The sequence below is a fragment of the Micrococcus lylae genome, assembly GCF_900163825.1.
GTDB classification, from domain to species: Bacteria; Actinomycetota; Actinomycetes; order Actinomycetales; family Micrococcaceae; genus Micrococcus; species Micrococcus lylae.
Map to the genome: position 1 here is coordinate 1 of NZ_FUKP01000032.1, position 17477 is coordinate 17477.

Consider the following 17477-nt stretch of genomic DNA (forward strand, 5'->3'; position numbering starts at 1 on the left):
ACCACTTGCGCTCCCGCCGCAGGGCGTGGATCTGGGCGACCAGGACCGGATCGAGTCGGTCAGGTGAGCGCCGGGGCCGGCTGGACCGGTCCTGAAGTCCTGCCTCGCCTTGAGCCTTGTAGCGGGCGACCCAGGTGGCCACCGTGGGCCGGCTCACCCGGAACTCAGCGGCCACGTGTGCCTGCGGGATCCCGTCGTGCAGGTGGCGGTGGACCATCCTGAGACGGCCAGTGGGGGTCAGGGGTGCGTTAGCGTGAGTCATGAGTGGGCCTTTTCGAGCAGGTCGGTGGTGTAGGAACTTCCATCCTGCGGGAGAGGCCCACTCGTCTCATCTCAGCCCGGCACCCATGTCAAGAACCTCATGACCCACAACAGCTAAGACCGTCCGGCCGGCCTCCACACTCGCCCCCCACACCCACACTCGGCAGCGCCATCCGCCTCCCATTTCACGAGCGAAAACGCAGGAGGCGGCACCGGCCACCGCGCTCACCCCAGCAGCGGCGACCTCGCCCCGTGGTAGCTGACGGCCAGCACGTCCCTGGCACGGGTCGCGGCCACGTACAGCAGGGACCGCTCGCGCAGCAGCGCATCGTCCAGATCCGCCTCGCTGAAGTTCGCCTTCCTCATGCCCACGGGCAGGGCGCCGTCGCGCACGTCCATGAGCAGCACGTGGGAGAACTCGGTGCCCTTGGCGCGGTGCATGGTCATGCCCACCACGGCTCCAGCCCGCACGGACTCCTGCTCCACGGCTCGGATCTTCACGCCGCGTTCGGCCAGCCCGGTCACCACCTTGGTGAGCGTGGGCTTGGTCCGTACGAGCACGGCGATGGTCTCGAGCTTCACGCCCGGCTGCCGGCTCCACTTCGCAATCAGGTCGGCTGCGGCATCCAGTTCCTCGGCGAAGGACCGCGCGGCCAGCACCACGGGCTTCGGTCCGGAGCGTGCGGACCGGTACTCGGTGTGGGACTCGGCCTCGCCGTCCAGGTCCTCGAACTCGCCGCCGTCGAGCACCTTCATGGCCCAGCCGAGGTTCTGCTGGGTGGTCCGGTAGTTCAGTGTCAGCCGTCGGGACCGCCCGCGGGACTCGATCCCGTAGTGGCTCAGCGTCACCTTCTGCCCGTAGATCCGCTGGTGGGTGTCCTCGGCCAGGAACATGTCATTGCGGTCCGGCTCGACCATGGCCCGCAGGAACTGCCACTTGGCCGGGGTGAGGTCCTGGCCCTCGTCCACGAGCACGTGGTCGAAGAACCGTCCTCCGCCGCTCTCGGCCCGCTGCTGCGCATACGCGGCAGAAACAGCTGCCATCTCCTCGAAGTCCAGCGCCCCCTTGGCCCGGCCTGCGGCGCGGTATTTCTCGATCACCTTCCACACCTGCAGACGCTGTTTCCGGTTCAGGGCGGTCCCGCGCCCGCGCCGCGGCACGCGTACGTACTCCTCCGCTGTCCGGACCCGCTTCGGCAGCACGACCATCGCGTACTCGGCGGCCATGAACGTCTCGTTCGCCACCTCAGCGGGCAGGTCGCCTCCGGCTGCGTCCACGGCCTCGCTCCATGCCTTGGCGTCCCGCCGGTCGCTCAGGTCGTACCCCTCTGCTCCGAGCACGGTCTCCGTCGCCGTGCCTACGTCCCGCCCGGCCTTCATGGCCACGGCCCGCACGAGCGCGTCCACGCCGGTCACGTGCACGCCGGGCTCTCCGAGCTGTTTCGCGATCGGTACGGTCGGGTCCAGTTTCACCAGGTCCCGCCGCAGCGCATCGGCCAGGTTCCTTGTGAACGTGGTCAGCAGGATCCGCGCCTCGGGGTTCTCGGCGGCCAGCCGGCGGGCACGGTGCAGCAGCACCACCGTCTTGCCGGTGCCGGCGCCGCCGGCGAGCTTGGCGGGACCGTTGTAGTCCCGCTCCACGAACTCCTTCTGCAGCGGGTGCAGGAACACGCGCCAGGCGGAGAAGTCGCCGTCCTCCACCACGCGGCGCAGCTCCTCGTCGTCCTCGATCCACGTGTAGGAGACGAGTGCGGCGGGGTGCTGCAGGCCGCGCAGGATCCGCTGCTCCTCCGTGCCGGTGGTGTCCACGGCGGCGTCAAGCCCGAAGTCCCGGCGCACTTCGTCGATGCTCTGCCCGCTGCCGAGCGCGATGAGCACGAGCTCCTGCCACTCGGCCTCGGCGTCCTCAGCCGCGGCGAGCAGCTCCTCCTCGGTGCGCGCCTGCACAGCCCGCGCGGCGAGCGCCTCGTCCACACCGAGCTGCGTAAGCGCGGCGGCGTCCACGCCGTAGCGGGTCAACAGCGGCTCGGCGGGGACCTCCGGCTCCGCCGGCTTCCCGACGGCGGCCGCCTCCTCCGCCTGCTCCGGCGCCTCGGCGCCGGCGGACTCGGCGGGCTCAGCGGGCTCAGCGGCCACCGTCTCTTCGGCCGTGTCCTGGGCACCCTCGGCCGCCGCCTTCTCGGCCTCGCGGCGGGCCATCGCCTCGTACTCGGCGTGCTCCTTCTCCCAGTCGGCGAGCGGGGCGGGCTCGACGTACCGGACCTCGGTGACGCCGTTGACGGGGTTGGTCTTGAGCACGGCGCGTTCGGCGAGGTGGTTGGCCTTGTCATGCTCGTAGACGCCGTGGAAGACGTAGGTGACGGCGCCGCCCTCGGTGAGCTTGAAGAGCACGGCCCGGTAGCCGTGGTCGACGCGTCCGGTGCGGATGCGTGAGTCGGCGCTGCCCTTGATCGGCTCGATGTGGAGTCCGGGGAGGGTGTCGTCCTTGGTGAGCTTGTCCAGGAAGGCGAGGGCCTTCATCTTGACCGCGGGGTCGGCGGGCAACTCCATCTTGGACATGATCACGCTGTTCATGCGGTGTTCTCCTCAGAGTCGAGTGCGGCACGGACGGCGGTGGGGTCGGCGTCCACCACGGTCCAGCCGGCGGTGCGGAGGTCGTCGGCGGCACCGGCGTCGGCGTCCACGAGCACGGCCACGTGCTGGGCGGGCCAGCTGAAGGTGGCGACCACCCCGGCGATCTCCTCGCCCACCTCGGCCACGGGGATGCCCTGGGTGGACAGGGCGGCTGCGGCGGCGCGCTCGTCGTCCGTGATGAGCTCGTCCGCGACGGCGGCCCACGCCCCCGTCAGCTCGGTCGCCTTCTCCTCGGGTCGGCTGCCGTCGTCGGCCACCGGGGTCTGCGGCGCCGGGACGGGGAGGCCGGCGTCCACCTGGCTGCGGGCCATGACGCGCACGCCGGCGGCGTCGGCGGTGAGCACGTTGGAGATCCAGAGCCACTGCCTCCATGCCTCGTGGTGGTCCGGGGAGTCCACGGCGTCGGGGCTGTCGTCCAGCATCACCACGGTGGAGAAGGTCTCGTCCGCGTTGAGGCGGGTGAGCACCTGCAGCGGCCCGCGGCGCCAGACGAAGGCCTGGCCGATGCCGTGGACGTCCGTGCCGGCCAGGAGCCCGGCTGAGACCTCGCCGAGGTCCCGGACGGCGTTCACGTAGGCGAACTCGGAGTGCCCCATGAAGAGGATGCCGAGCCGCTCGGCCAGGTTCCGGCGGGCGTCCGCGTCCTGCGGGCGCTGGAGTCGGCCCAGCAGGATGTCCAGGGGCCCGTTGCGGACGTCGTCGACCACGCCCTGGGTGGTGGCGAGGTGGCCGGGGCTCTCCTCGAAGAGGCTGCGCACGGACTCGTCGGCGAGCCACTCGGGACGCTGGCGGGCCGCGCCGTCCTCCAGGTCCTCCCACACGATGGAGAGCACGCTGTAGCCGTGGTCGCGCAGGGCCTGCCGCTTGGCGGCGTCGTCGGCGATCCGGTTCTTGCCGGCGCTGGCGTGGAAGCGGTGCCCGTCGGTGAAGATCGCGATGTCCTGCACGGTCGGGTCGTCGGTGCGCAGCACGAAGTCCGGGCGGGAGCCGGCGAGGTTCAGCTGGGGCACCAGGCGCCAGGTGCGGCCGCCGCCGAGCCCGGTGACCACGTAGTGGTTGCCGCCCTCGTCCGGGACCTCCTTGACGGTGCCGCCGGCGGCGGCGACGCGTTCGCGGAAGACCTGGCGGAATCGACGCTCGAGCCTGGACTCGCCGTCCTGGATCACCACCGCACCCTCCTCCGGGTCCCAGCGCATCCGCTCGGGATCGAGGTCGGCGCCGGTCTCGCCCTCCTGCATGGCCAGCAGGGTGCGCAGGTGGCGGGCGGCGGCCGCACGGGAGAGCCTGTCCGCGCGGGCGCCCACGGCGTACGGCATGAGGCAGCGGTGGCAGGCACGGCGGTCCTCGTCCTGGCAGGCGCAGTCCTCCACCACACGGTAGGCCTTCACCAGGATCCGCCAGATGCGCTCGGGCGAGGCGAGATCGGCCAGGTAGCCGGTGCCGCCGGGCACCACGTCGTGCAGCAGCAGCGCCTCGTCCGGGGCGGTGCCGCCGCCCTGCAGGGGAACGGTCACGGAGGTCACCTGGAGGTGGTCCGGTGCGCCGCCGATGTCCTCCCGCAGCCCGAGCAGCAGTGCGGCGGCCAGGGAGGGCACGGCGTAGGAGTCCCCGCCCACCACGTGCGGCGGGAGCGTGACCACCACGCCCTCGGTGCGCAGCTCGCGGCTGAGCACCACCTGGCGGGTGTCCTCGTCCTGGCTCTGCCGGTAGCGGCACCAGGGGCGGTGCTCCTCACGGGAGTTGGCTCCGGCGGTGGCGTCGAGCTTGCCGCAGCCGGCGCAGACGCGGAACGGCTTGGCGCCGATCTCCTGGCCGGCGATGTGCCGGTCGGTGATGCCGCCGGCGGCGCGCTGGCCGAGGTTGAGCCAGCGCAGGTCCATGCGGCGGTGGTGGGTGACGCCGAACTCCTGGCCCACATGCCAGGCACGGCTGACGTGCTGCGAGTCCAGGTCCGCGGCCGCCACGGTGGCGAACTGGACGCGGCGGCGCTGGTCCTCACGGTCGTCGATCCGGTCGCGCTCACGGCGGACCTCGGCGAACACGTGCTCCAGGCGGACCACCTGGTGGCGCTGGTCCACGTCTCCGAAAGAGGCACTCTGGCAGCGTGGGCACGGGCCCGGGTTATTCGCGGTCTCATCGGACCGGTCCCGGCCGTAGCCGCAGGCGGCGCACCAGGACCAGGTGCGGATCTTGTCCCCGTCCTTGCCCAGGTCCAGCCCGTCGATGCGGATGGCCAGCTCATGCGTGTAGAACACGGCGCCCGGGGCGAGCTCGGTGAGCGCGCGGGCGGACGGGCGCCGGATCGGGGTGTTCTCGGTCTCGAACTCACCGGTCTCCGAGTTCATGGTGGTCACGCGAGCGTCCAGGGTGACGGTGTCATCCAGGAGCGTGTAGTTCGGCAGCACGCCGCGCTCCTCCAAGGCGGACACCCAGTGGGCGTCCCGGACTTCACTCAGGCGTCTCTTGGCGGTGCGGTAGGCGCCCTCGGCCAGGCGCAGGTCGCGACGGTCGTCGTCGTCGGCCGCCGGCCCTTCGGCCACGGTCCGCAGGTGCGGGAGGGCCTTCTCCACCTCGTTGACGTGGCGCTGCAGCTGCTCGGCCTCGCGCTGCCACTCGTGGGCGGCGCGGTGCAGCAGGGCGCCCAGCGAGTCCTCCGGGGCCCAGTCGCCGTCGGCGTCGGCGGTCGCCCAGGCGCGCAGACCCTCGGCCACGTCCGAGTCGAGGGTGTCGAAGGAGCCGAGGAACGCGTCGAGGCGCTCGGCGGACTGCTCGGCGGCCAGCGTGAGCACCGCGCGCAGGAAGGTGCCGTCGGCGGTGCGCATGGCCTCCTGGGCGCGGGTCGGCATGGCAGTCTGCCCGGAACGGGCCACGGCGTCCACGAGGGAGGCGATGTACTGGCGGCGCAGGATCTCCTCGGCGTCCAGGTAGGTGGCCGGTGGACGCACCTGCCCGTTGATCAGGGACAGCGGGTTGCCCAGGCGGGGCAGCTGGTCGCCGCGGCCGGTGACGAACGCAAGGGAGAAGGCGTTGCCGGTCAAGCGGCCGGCGCGGCCCACACGCTGGACGTACTGGGCCACGGCCTTGGGCAGGGAGGAGAGCATGACGGTGGACAGGTCGCCGATGTCGATGCCCATCTCCAGCGTCGGCGTCGCCACCAGCACGTTGGGGTCCTTCGGTCCGGGGGTGCCGGACTTGAAGCCCTCCTCGATCTGCCGGCGGGCCTTGTCCTCCAGCAGGGAGGTGTGCTCCTTGGCCACCACACGGCGCACCTGGGCGGCGGTGTAGAGCTCCCGGTAGAAGCTCGCACCGGATGTCTCCGGGCGCAGGCGTCCGTTGCAGCGGACGGTGAAGCAGCAGGCGTCGGTCAGCTGGGCTACGGTCTCGGCGGTCCCCGGGGTGCGGGATTGGCAGACATCGCAGACCAGCAGGGCGCGGCCGGCCTCCAGCTCGGACAGCTCCAGGGCCCGCACGGTCACCGCGGAGGCGGGGATGCCGTAGACCTTGGCACCGGTCTCGGTGTCCGTCACGGTGAGCACGTCCTGGCGGGCGAGCTCGGCCAGCAGGCGCTCGCTGAGCTTGGCGCCGTGCTGGGGCAGCACCTCGAGGCACTTCGCGGCCCAGCGGGCGTACCAGCTGTTCGCCGAGCGCACAGTGTCCAGCCCCTGCTCCTGGGCCTTGCCGGTCAGCGGGGCGCCCACGCGCGGGAAGGCGGGGGCGCTGCGGCCGGCGGGGAACGCCGGCATGCCGTTCTTCGGTCGGCCGCCCCAGATGCGGAAGCGGCGGCCGTCCTCGGAGATGTACCTGTTCAGCCACTCGTGCTCGATGCCGCCGGACAGGCGCATGTGCTCCAGCACGCCGCGCACCCAGGCGGTGAGGGACTTCTCCCCCACCACCGCCTCGCCGAGCTGCCGGACCTCATCCTCCTCCAGCACGGTGCGGGCGATCGCGGCCAGGCGGGCACCGGTGCCGGCCTCCACCTGGACGGCGGCGGCACCGGTGGCCTCCAGGGTCCGCCCGTAGGTGGACTGCAGGCCGAACTCGAGGGCGGCGTCGAAGAGCAGGCGGCGTTTCACCCAGGCGCGGTCGCGCCCGGCGATCGCCGCGAATCTCTCGGCCTCCCAGAACCGCTGGAACGGCTCGAGGCCCTCGCAGTCCGGCGGGACCAGGCGGAAGCGATCGAAGGGGTCGTCCCCGGCGGCGCGGAGGACGTCCTCCACCAGCGTGTCCAGGGTCGCCCCGGCGGCGGTGAGCTGGCCGCCGAGCGCCGAACGCAGGCTCATGGTGTGGGAGCGGGACTGCACGAATCCGGCACGGTGGGCAACGTCCTGCACGGAGTCGGTGAAGACCAGGGACTTCTTCTCCCGGTCATCCAGGGTCGCGTCCCCGAACAGCACGGACAGGGACACGGAGAGCAGGGTGGCGATCGCCGAGCCAAGGAAGCGGATGCCGTCCTGGCCCAGGCAGGCGGGGCAGTCGTCCGTGCCGGAGTCGCCTTCCCGGTCGGCGTGGCTGTCCGTGCGGGTGAGCACGGGGAGCACGTGGCCGGCCTGCATGTCCGGGTCGTCGTCGTCCGGGCGGGTGGAGAGCAGCCGGCGGTTCGTCAGGGAGAACCAGCGCAGCCCCTCGGGCGTCTCGGACGGGGAGGCCACGGCGCGGTCCTCCTCGCCCGGGGCGTGGATGAGCGCACGGAACCGGCCGTCGCCACGCATGTGGTCGCGGCGGATGTCGGTGTCCTCGGCGGAGAGCTCGTCGCCCACCGCCGCCAGGGTCACGCCCCAGCCGGAGCGGCCGCAGTGGCGGCAGTAGACCGCCGGGAAGGTCTGGCGCGCGTCGGTGGGGTCGTCGGCACCGGCCCAGGTGCCGTCGTCGGACCAGAGGAAGTGCGGCACCGGGGAGGCGACGCGGTCGATGCGGGTGAGCTCACGGACCCAGAAGTGCAGGTCCACGCTCAGCGCGTCCCGGCCGTGCAGGGCACGCACGTGGCTGAGTGCGGCGATCAGCCCTTCCAGGGCGGTCTGGTAGAGCGCGAGCGTCTCGGCGTCCTCCACAGGCCCGACCAGCGCACGCAGCAGCTCCGGGTAGCCGGTCGCCTGGGCGGCTGTCTCCACCAGGGTGTGCACGTCCGGGTGGCGGCGGACCAGATCCAGCAGGGTCGGCTCCCCCTCGGCACCGGCGCGGTCGATCGCGTCCGGGTCCGCGTGAAGGGCGCGCAGCACGTGGCCGGTCACAGCGGCCGGGTCCTCCCCCAGCGCCGTCACACCGGCGGCGAGCTCGGCCAGGGGCGCGCCGCGCAGCTCGCGCAGCCGCACCGGTTCCAGCGCCTCGCCTGCCGCCAGCCCGGCCCACTCGTGAAGGCTCAGCAGCGTCTCGGTCACCACGGCGTCGGGGCCGAACCTCTCCCCGAACACGGTGTGCGCGAAGTCGAGCATCACGGTGGGGTCGGACTTGTCTCCGAGCGTCGCGGAGGTCGCCACGGGGGTGATCTTCCCCAGCGGCCGTGCCCAGTCTTCGGCGGTCAGCGCCGGGTCGTCCTGGTGCCAGTGGCTCTTCAGGGCCAGGCCGAGGCGGCGCAGGAGCATGGCCACGTCGGTGCCCTGTGCGCCGTCGTAGGTGTGGAACTCGTCCAGCACCAGGTACTGCAGAGAGGTGGCGGACTGGGCCCAGATCGGCTGGTCGTCCTCACGCAGCAGCAGCTGGTCCAGCATCTTGTAGTTCGTCAGCAGGATGTCCGGGGCGGTGTCCCGGATGGCGTGGCGGTCCGTGATCAGCCCCTTGTCCGAGACCGTGCCGCGGGTGCCGGCCTGGTTGCCGGTGTAGATCGCGGCGGTCACGGTGCTCAGGGCCGGGTCCCCGGTCAGGGTGGCGGTCAGGCGCCGAGCCTGGTCATCGGCCAGGGCGTTCATCGGGTAGAGGATGATCGCCTTCGTGCCAGTCACTCCGGCGCGCTTGGCGCGCAGTACGTGGTCCAGGATCGGGTGCAGGAAGGCTTCGGTCTTGCCGGAGCCGGTGCCGGTGGTGATGAGCGTGGGCTCGGGCCGCTGCCCCGCGCCCGTCCTGCCCAGGGAGGTCAGCCGGGCGTAGGCCTGCGCCTGGTGCCGGTACGGGGTGAACGGCGGCCGCCATTCCAGGTGGCCGGTCCAGTCCTCGTCCGCCGGGCGGAAGGGCAGGCGGAGCCGGGCGTAGGGGCCCTTGAACAGGCCGTTGGCCTGGTCCTCCAGGAACTCCTGGAGCTGCTGGCGGGGCTGGGCGTCCGCGAGGGCGAAGGTGGTGGTGAGGTAGTCCACCAGCCCGTCGGCGACGCGGCGGGCCTGCAGGGTGGGGAGCAGCTCGGGCATCAGCCCTCAGCCTCCTTCAGTCGGCGCTCGAACTCGGCGTAGGCGGTGCGGAAGTCCTCCTCGCGGTCCCGGGTGGCGAAGGGCAGCTCGTACTCGTAGGCCACGCCGGAGCCGGGGTGCACGGCGGTGCGCTCCTCCTGCGTCATGCGCTCGCCCTTCTTCTTCCACACGGACAGCACCTCGGTGGGGACGAGGCGGCCGTTGCGGTCGTAGGTGTACTTGTCCTGGTCGTAGCCGTGGAGCACGGCGAAGGTGGTGCGGTAGACCGTGCAGAGGTCCTCCACGTCCACGCCGAGCATCAGGGCCACCAGAGAGTCGATCTCCACCTGCGCGTTGCGGCGGTCCTCGGCCCGCCGCAGCGGCGTCTGGGCAGTCCACTGCTTCCCGACGACGGCACGCCCGTACCGTGGCAGGATCGCCTCATCCTGGGCGAAGGCCGGATCCCAGCACTCCTCCCACAGGTCTGCGTAGGCATCGGTGAGGCAATTGAGCTGCAGGGTGCGCAGGACCAGAGCCGGCAGGAGCGGGTGGTCGAGGGGGACCATGGGGAGGCGGTTGGCAGTTCCTCCCAGAATGTCTCCTTTCGGTGCGGCCCGGATGGAGAAGTCCGACAACAGCGCCCCGAGGACACCCTGCAGTGCAACGAGCGTCCGATTGTCGACGGACGAACCGCCAGCAGACATCACCGTATGCACATGCGCGGCCTTCGGGGGAATCAGTGCAGGGATGAGCGTCCGTTCCCCCGTGTTCGCAGCCATGCGCCGCCACGCCACACGGTAGAAGTCGCGGGCCGAGTACTCACGATCGTCGCCCCAGCGTGTGTACTGCTCGTTGTACACCTTCCGGTCTCCTGCGGGTGTGTAGGACGTCACGGGCAGAGCGTCCGGGCCCATAGCCTCGTGGTCCACAGCGGACCAGTCCTTGTTGCTACGCATGGATTCCCTGGGCGTTTTGACCAGTGGGGTGCTCACGTGCAGGTGTGGCCCCTGGAGGATGGCGTCCCTCCACGCCACCGGCCCCCAGTCCAGGGTGAAACGGCCCGCGGTACGGTCGGTGGTCTCGTTCCAGCCCGTAGAGAAGGACAGTCCCAGGGCCCCGATGCGGCCAGCCTGCGCCGTGGCGCTCAGTACGCGGGTCGCGGCCGAGTTCACCGTGTACAGCATGCGGGAAACTGACGGGTCCGTGGCCCCGGGGTCCGTCACGGAGGACCACAGCGTCAGGATGTCCGCGGTGACCTGCTGGATGCGCGCGGCATGCGGGCGCTGGTCCCAGCGGCCCTCGTGCTTGAAGCCCGGCTCCTCCCCAGAGCCGTCATGCACCAACGAGCGGCCCACTGTGTCCGGATGAAAGAGACCGGCAGCCTGGACGAAGTCCACCTCCTGGGCCTGTCCGTAGACGTGGATGCCGTACTGGACCAGGTTATGGATCTCGAACAGGCGCAGCTCGTTGATGAACTGCCAGTGCCGCCGCAGCCGCCGGTAGGTCTCTCGGCGAAGCGCGTGCGTCTTGTCATCAGTGAAGTGGGACTCAGGGTGGATGAGTGCCGCGATGCCGTCGGGCGCGGCGTGACGCCATACCTGGCCCATGAAGGCCCGGTAGAGATCTGGGCGTCCACCGAAGTTCGGGTACTCCGGAACTGAGGAGAGGTACTCGGCCACGGTCTTGGTGTCCGCCGTTGCGGAGACCACGAGGTCCTGCACGCCCGCCACAGCGAGGGCGAGTGGGCGGCGCTCCTTCTTCTGGGCGACGGACGGCTTGTGGGCCAACTGCCACCACGGGTCCCCCTCGGCCAGCAGGAGCTCGATCTCCACATCGGGCCGGACCCACGGCGGGTTGCCGACCTGCAGGTCGAAGCCGCCCCGGGCGAAGACAGCGGCGAAGTCCAGCTCCCAGTGGAAGAAGCCCTGGGCCTGGGCCACGCGCTCGCAGACCCTCAGCCACGGGTGGGCCTGCAGCACCTGGTCCACCGGCTTCGCATCCGCCAGCACGCGATCCCGCTGCTCGGTGTCTGCCAGCCCCTCCCAGTCGTCGTCCACCGTGAAGCTCGTCATCCACTTCCGAGACCGCCTCTCCGTGTCCCGGCCCAGAAGCATCTGCAGCGCATCGATCCACTGGTGCATGCTCGGCGGCGCCACCTCGGTCTCGATCAGCGGCCAGAACCAGAGCGCGCACCAGGCGTCCATGACACGGCGCAGCCGGCGGTAGGCGCCGTTCTGGTCCGCCAGGGACGCCTCGATCTGCTCGCGCGTCACGGCACTCCGCGTCGCCGGCACGTCGCGGCCCCAGAGGTCCAGGTCCCGGCCGGACTGCTGCTCGGCGAGCGTCAGGCGCCGCAGCGCCAGCGCCCACAGCTTCTCCGCGCGCTGGGTGAGGGCCTCGAGATCCTTCACCTGCTGGGCGGTCAGCTTGCGGCGCACGCCCGAACGCCACGCTCTCAGTGCCTTCACCTCGTCCGGCACCAGGTCCCGCACCTGCTTAGGCGCCTCCACGCCGGAGCCCCACCCTTCGGAGGGCAGCAGGAAGTGGAAGACGGAGCCGGAGGTGCCGGAGCCGTCGTCGTGAAGCTCGGAGAGCGGGCGGTCCTCCGGGACCGCCTTCATCCAGGACCGGTCCTTGCGCAGGTCACTGCCGGCATAGACGGACCGGCGGGCGCCGATCAGCGAGTTGCCGCGGCGCAGGCGCAGACCGAACCACGGGGCCTGCAGGCCCGTCACCATGGTGGACAGCCACAGGGACACCTCCGCCAGCTCCACCGCGGTGGCGTTGAGGTCCACGCCGTAGACCTGGTGCAGCGCGATGTGCGCCTTCACCTTCTGCAGCTCGTGCGGGTAGTCCTCCGGGTCGATGCGCCGGCCCAGCTCCTCCTGGCGGCGGGCGAGGTACTCGCGGGCCAGCTGGTCCACGGCCTCGATGGCGAACGCGCCCGAGCCGAGGGCCGGCTCGCAGACCGTGAGGGTCAGGATGTCCTCGGCGGAGGTGGTGGTGCCGTTCTGATCCAGCAGCTCCTCGAGTGCCTGCTGGACGGTGAAGCGGGTCAGCACCTCCGGTGTGTAGTAGGACGCCGACTGCTGACGTTCCCGGCCGGAGAGACGGTAGACGAACGTGCCGCGTGCGTGCCGGACGGCCTTGAGCTCGCCGGTGGCCGGGTCCTCGGCGCGCACGAAGTCCTTGGCCGCCAGATGGTCCGAACGGTCCACGGGGACCACCCAGGAGCCCTTCGAGGCGTCACCGCCCGGGGCGACCTCGTAGAGGTCCTCCTCCGCGAAGAAGCCGGTGTAGGACATCAGGCCCTCATAGACCGCGCCGAGCTGGTTGATGCCGAGCTCCGCGTAGGAGATGAAACCGCGGGCCCTGCCCTTCTGCTCCTTGGAGAGCAGCAGGTGCTGCAGCACCTGCTGGAGGGCGGCGTTGCCGAGCCGGACCTGGTCGATGTGGGCGGTGGCCTCCGGGCGGAACAGGTCCGCGCGCAGCGGCTGGAAGTCCAGGCCGGGGGCGCCGGCGTCCGGGTCCACGTCCCAGGGGCGGGGGCCTCGGTCCACGAGCTCGGTGAGCACACGAAGGGACTCATACAGGTGCGTGCCGTTGCGGGCCTGGCCGGTGGTCAGATCCACCAGGGTGAGCTCGCGGAGGCGGTCCACGGAGTAGCCCGAGTCGTACTCAGCGGCACCGGAGGGCAGGACGCCGAGCTCCGGGGAGGCCTCCGCGTAGAGCAGGAAGAGGATCCGATAGAGGTAGCGCAGGGACTGCACCGCCAACGGCTGCGCCTGGTCCTTCGGCAGCGGCTCCAGCCCGGCGGCGGCGCGGCGGGTGACGACCTCGTTGGCGATGACCTCGATGGAGCGGCGGACGCCCTCGCGCAGGTCCTCCGAGACGCCCACCGTGTGGCGGACGGACTCCTCCAGGGCCGTGGACCACCAGATGCCGCCCTCGGCGTCCGGGGCCAGGGACGCGGCCTCCAGAATGGTCAGGGCGCGGTCGATCTCCCCGCCGCGCTTGGCGTCATTGCGTTCGGCGACCAGCTGCAGGTCCACACCCAGGTAGCGGCCCTCGGCCCAGCGGGAGGCCTCGGCCACAATGCACCAGCGGCCGGCCAGGACCAGCGCGAACTGCGGGCCGTCCTCCGCCACGAACAGGGCGGAGAGCAGGCGGGCGGTGGAGGTGAAGGTCTCGGTGTCGGTGACGTACGGGGTGGCGAGGGTGGGCTCGTCCTTGGCGACCGCGTCCTCCACGGACTCGGCCGGGCGGGCCTGGATGATCGCCGCGGGGCGGGGCCCTCGATGCCCGTGGACGAGACGCGCAGCAGCGGGCCGTCCTGGGCAAGGGAGAACTCGCCGGTGCGGTAGCCGAGCACACGCAGCAGGTGCTCGGCGAGGTCTGAGGTCGCGGAGCCGGCATCCGGGTCCTGGTGGTCCTGAAGGTCCTGATGGTCCTCGGCGTCCGCGAGGGCGCCGATGCGGCGCTCCAGCTCCGCGCGCTCGGAGGTGAAGCGGGTGCGGGAGGTCTCCGCCTCAGCGGCGTCCCACTGCTTGCGGCGGGCCAGGACCAGGGCGTGGAAGGACTCCTTGGTGGCGTCCGAGGTGAAGAAGTGTTCGGAGAGCCAGTCCCCCACCACCACGAATGCGTCGCTCACTGCCATGACGTCAGCCCTCCTGCACGGGGTGGTCGGCGGGGACCACGAGCAGCAGCGGGCGCACCAGCTGGCGCGCCGGCGACTGGTCGCGGGCCATCTTCTCCTGGTCCTTCACAGACACGCGGCGCTGCTGCACCTGCACGCGCTGGACGAGGGCGTCCGCTTCCTCGTCCCAGTCTGCGGTGCGGCGGACCCACTGGTCCACGCGGTCCTGGGCGGCGGCCTCCGCGGCCGGGAAGACCAGCGAGCGCAGCTGCTCCCGGGCCTTCTCCACGGCCGGGCGGATGTAGGCGGTCAAGGATGCGGGGTCCGCCACGGCGCCGGGGTTGGAGACGGTGCCGGACAGGCCGACGGAGTCCAGCAGCTCCAGGGCAGAGGCACGGGTGTCCACCAGGGCGAAGCCGTCCTGGCCCATGGGGAAGGCCACGGACAGCCAGGCCGAGGTCACCACATGGCCCGCGCGGTTGGTGAGCGTGCCGTTGAGCAGGACGGTCGGATGCTCCACCGTGCCGCGGACCGCGAAGACCTCGTTGCGGCCGAGCGAGGCGAGCGCGCGGTCGCTGATCCAGTCCAACACCGGGTGGAGCGGGCCGAGGAAGTGGGCCTCCGGCCACGTGGAGTCCGAGGTGTCCGCCAGGGCCCTGGCGAGCAGGTCCTTGCCCTTCTGCCGGGTGGTGGCCAACGTGAGCTTCTCCTTCACGTGCCGGTCCTTCAGGTAGGACTGCGGCAGCACGTCCAGGCGGCCCGCCAGATCCGGCGGCGGGACCAGGGAGGCGATGTGCTCGTTCGCGTGCTCACGCCACAGGACGCCGCCGCCGCGTTCGGCCGGCGCCTGCTCCGGCCGCTCGAACACCTGCAGCAGCCCCTCCCTGAGGAAGGTCAGCGGATCGAGCGTGGAGGTGGCGGTGACCTCGGCCGACGAGCCGGGCGTGGCGGAGGCGGACGTGGCGGAGGTGGACGTGGCGGAGGTAGACGTGCCGGAGGTGGGCGCGGCGCTGGCCGATTCCGACGAGGACGAGGTGAGGGGCGAGGCGGAGGCCGGTGCCGTCGTCGTGGTTCCGGCCTGACGCGCGGCGGCCTTGGCCGCGAAGCGCGCGAACATGCCGGTGGGGCCCGGGCGGGAAGCCACCTCCGCCGGGCTGTCCACCACCGCGTCCAGATCCGCCTGACCGGCGAGGACCCTGCGGATGGCCTTCTCCTCGGCCTCGACGTCGTACTGGCCCATCAGGGAGGCGGCGTCGCCGAGGGTGGTGTGCGCCTCGTGCTCCTTCTCCACCAGGCGGGTGAGGACGCGAAGGTCCCCGGAGAACGTCGGGTGCGTGGGCTCGAGCAGCAGCGCCGTGATCTGCGGAGGCGTGCGCTGACCGTAACGGTCCACGCGGCCGTTGCGCTGCTCCAGACGGATCAGGGACCACGGGATGTCATAGTGCACCAGCTGATGGCACTGCAGGTGCAGGTTCACGCCCTCGGAGGCCACATCCCCGGTGACGAGCACGCGGATCGGCGAATGCGCCTGCTTGAAGGAGTCCACGATCTCCAGCTGCTCCTGGTCATTCAGGCCGCCGTGAAGGATGCGGACGGCGTCCTTGGGGAGCTTCAGGTCCTTGCGGAGCTTGTCCGCCAGCCAGCTGAGCGTGGCGATCCGCTCGGCGAAGACCACCGCGCGCGTGGGGTTCTTCGGGCCGACGCCGATGGTGGACAGGTGATCCAGGAGGGCACCGTACTTGCCCGAGTTCGTGGTGAGGGACGCCTGGTTGAGGGTGCGGAGGCGGGTGAGGTGCTCGATCTCCTGGGCCTCGGCGTGGTTCTCCGGGTGCAGGCGGGAGATGCGCTCCGCGATGGTCTCCTCCAGGGCCGCCGGGGAGGAGAGGAAGGCTTTGGCGAGGGTCCACGGGAACAGGCCGGAACCCTTGGAGTGCGGGGACCGGCCGGCGGCCGGGTGGAGCCAGACATCCGCGAGCTCCGCAGCGACCGCGTCCTCCTCCGGGGAGGCCGGGACCAGGCGGTTGCAGGGCTCCTTGCGCTCTGCCCAGGCCGCGCCCACCACCCGGGCGACCTCCGGGCTGTGACGGTGGCGGCGCAGGACCAGCCGGTCCACCTCGTCCTCGATCACGGTGCCGTCCGGACGGACCGCCGTGGGCTCCAGCAGGCGGATCAGCTCCGCGAAGGACTCGGCCTTGCCGTTGTGCGGGGTGGCCGAGGCGAGGATCAGGGCATCCGTCTGCGGGGCAAGGACGGAGGCGAGGCGGTTGTTCTGGGTGGACGAGTTGGTGATGTTGTGCGACTCGTCGATGACCACCGCGTCCCAACGGTGGTGGCGCAGGTGCTGGACATAGCGGTCCGACTTCAGGGTGTCGATGGAGATGATCACGCGCTTGAAGAAGGAGAACGGGTTGCGGGTGGCCGGCAGCTGCTGGCGCACCCGCTGGATGCCGAGCGAGTCCAGGCGCACGAACGGAAGCGCGAAGCGGGTCCACATCTCATGCTGCATCTGCTCGAGCACATGACGCGGGGTGACGATCAGGATGCGCTCGCCCCGGCCACGGCGAACCAGCTCGGAGAGGATCATGCCGATCTCCAGGGTCTTACCGAGGCCGACCGCGTCCGCCAGGAGGATGCGGGGACGCAGGTTCGCCGGGTCCAGGGCGCGGCGGACCGCCTCCTGCTGATACGGCAACGGGTCCGCAAGGCACTCGGCGGAGACGGTGATGGACTGGTCGTTCACCGGCAGCGGGGACTTGCGCAGGGTCGCTTCGGTCCAGAGGCGGGAGGTGCGGTGGGACGGGGAGTCGTCGCCGACCACCGTGGCGGCCGCAGGGTCCAGGACCTGGATGTGGTCGAGGCGCTGGTAGAAGGAGGCGTGCGTGTCCCGAACGAGCTCCGTGAGACCACGGACCGAGAGCAGCGCGCCGTCCTGCGTCTGTTCGACGCCGGTGACGAGCCACTCCTCATCACGGACGACGACCACCGATCCCGGCGCAACGGCAAGCTCAGCGGTCTCTGTCACGGGGACTCCTTCGTCAGGGAGAGACAGGGTGAGTCTCACTCTATGCAAAGGACGCAGGGCCGGGCGACGGGGAGGTGGGGGCGGAATGGTGGGGGCGGAAAGGTGGACCGAGAAGGTCCAGGGAAGGAGGTCGACGACCCTGGCCGGTCTCCATAACGAGTACTGGGTTCTCTCATCTGTGGTATCCACAGTCCCGCCGGATCCCTCGCCTGATGATCTCCGCGCGGATAGACTGGCTCGACATCGCCAGGGCACACCGTCCGCGCCTCCGCGATCACCACCCACCACCCCAGAGAGCCCATCATGACCTCGCAGCCCACCACTGCGGGAGCACAGCGGAACCGTGTCAGCTCCCGCATGCGCAAGATCCAGCGCAAGCGCGCTGAGCAGAAGACCGCATATTCGCAGGCCCTCAGGGTCGCCCACGCTCGGCTTTCGGACCCTGCCTACGTTCAGCGACTGCGCGCCGCGGCGCCCTCGGTGGATTCCTCAAAACTCCGGAGCTCCTGACCTTCTGCTGCCGGCGCTATGAAATGGGTCGAAGGCAGTACACGGCACCACCGTGATCTGAAGACCTTCACGTGCGCCGATCCCAACGGGACGACTTTCG

The 17477-nt window shown here is 71.1% G+C and carries 5 protein-coding genes; all 5 read right to left on the reverse strand.

All coding sequences use genetic code 11. The annotated features are described in order from the left end of the window. Positions 1-262 (reverse strand): helix-turn-helix domain-containing protein (locus FM125_RS04985; protein ID WP_143745221.1); only part of this gene is annotated, 262 nt, incomplete at its 3' end. A gap of 224 nt (positions 263-486) precedes the next feature. Further along, positions 487-2835 (reverse strand): 3'-5' exonuclease, encoded by a 2349-nt coding sequence (locus FM125_RS04990; protein WP_219337026.1) that lies wholly within the window; start codon positions 2833-2835, stop codon positions 487-489. After that, the gene (locus FM125_RS04995) at positions 2832-9230 is read right to left on the reverse strand and encodes a DEAD/DEAH box helicase (protein WP_087133830.1); all 6399 of its coding nucleotides are present in this window, start codon (positions 9228-9230) and stop codon (positions 2832-2834) included. Before FM125_RS04995 ends, FM125_RS04990 begins: the two co-directional genes overlap by 4 nt. Next, the gene (locus FM125_RS05000) at positions 9230-13459 is read right to left on the reverse strand and encodes an Eco57I restriction-modification methylase domain-containing protein (RefSeq protein ID WP_245829821.1); all 4230 of its coding nucleotides are present in this window, start codon (positions 13457-13459) and stop codon (positions 9230-9232) included. The genes FM125_RS04995 and FM125_RS05000 overlap by 1 nt, the downstream gene beginning before the upstream one ends. Positions 13460-13870: 411 nt before the next feature. Next, entirely contained in the window at positions 13871-16867 is a 2997-nt protein-coding gene (locus FM125_RS12245; protein WP_245829823.1) for a helicase-related protein, read from the reverse strand. Positions 16868-17477 lie beyond the last annotated feature (610 nt).

Coding starts and splice junctions, on each gene's coding strand:
- FM125_RS04990 (WP_219337026.1), bottom strand. CDS start 2,835: ATGAACAGCGTGATCATGTCCAAGATGGAGTTGCCCGCCGACCCCGCG.
- FM125_RS04995 (WP_087133830.1), bottom strand. CDS start 9,230: ATGCCCGAGCTGCTCCCCACCCTGCAGGCCCGCCGCGTCGCCGACGGG.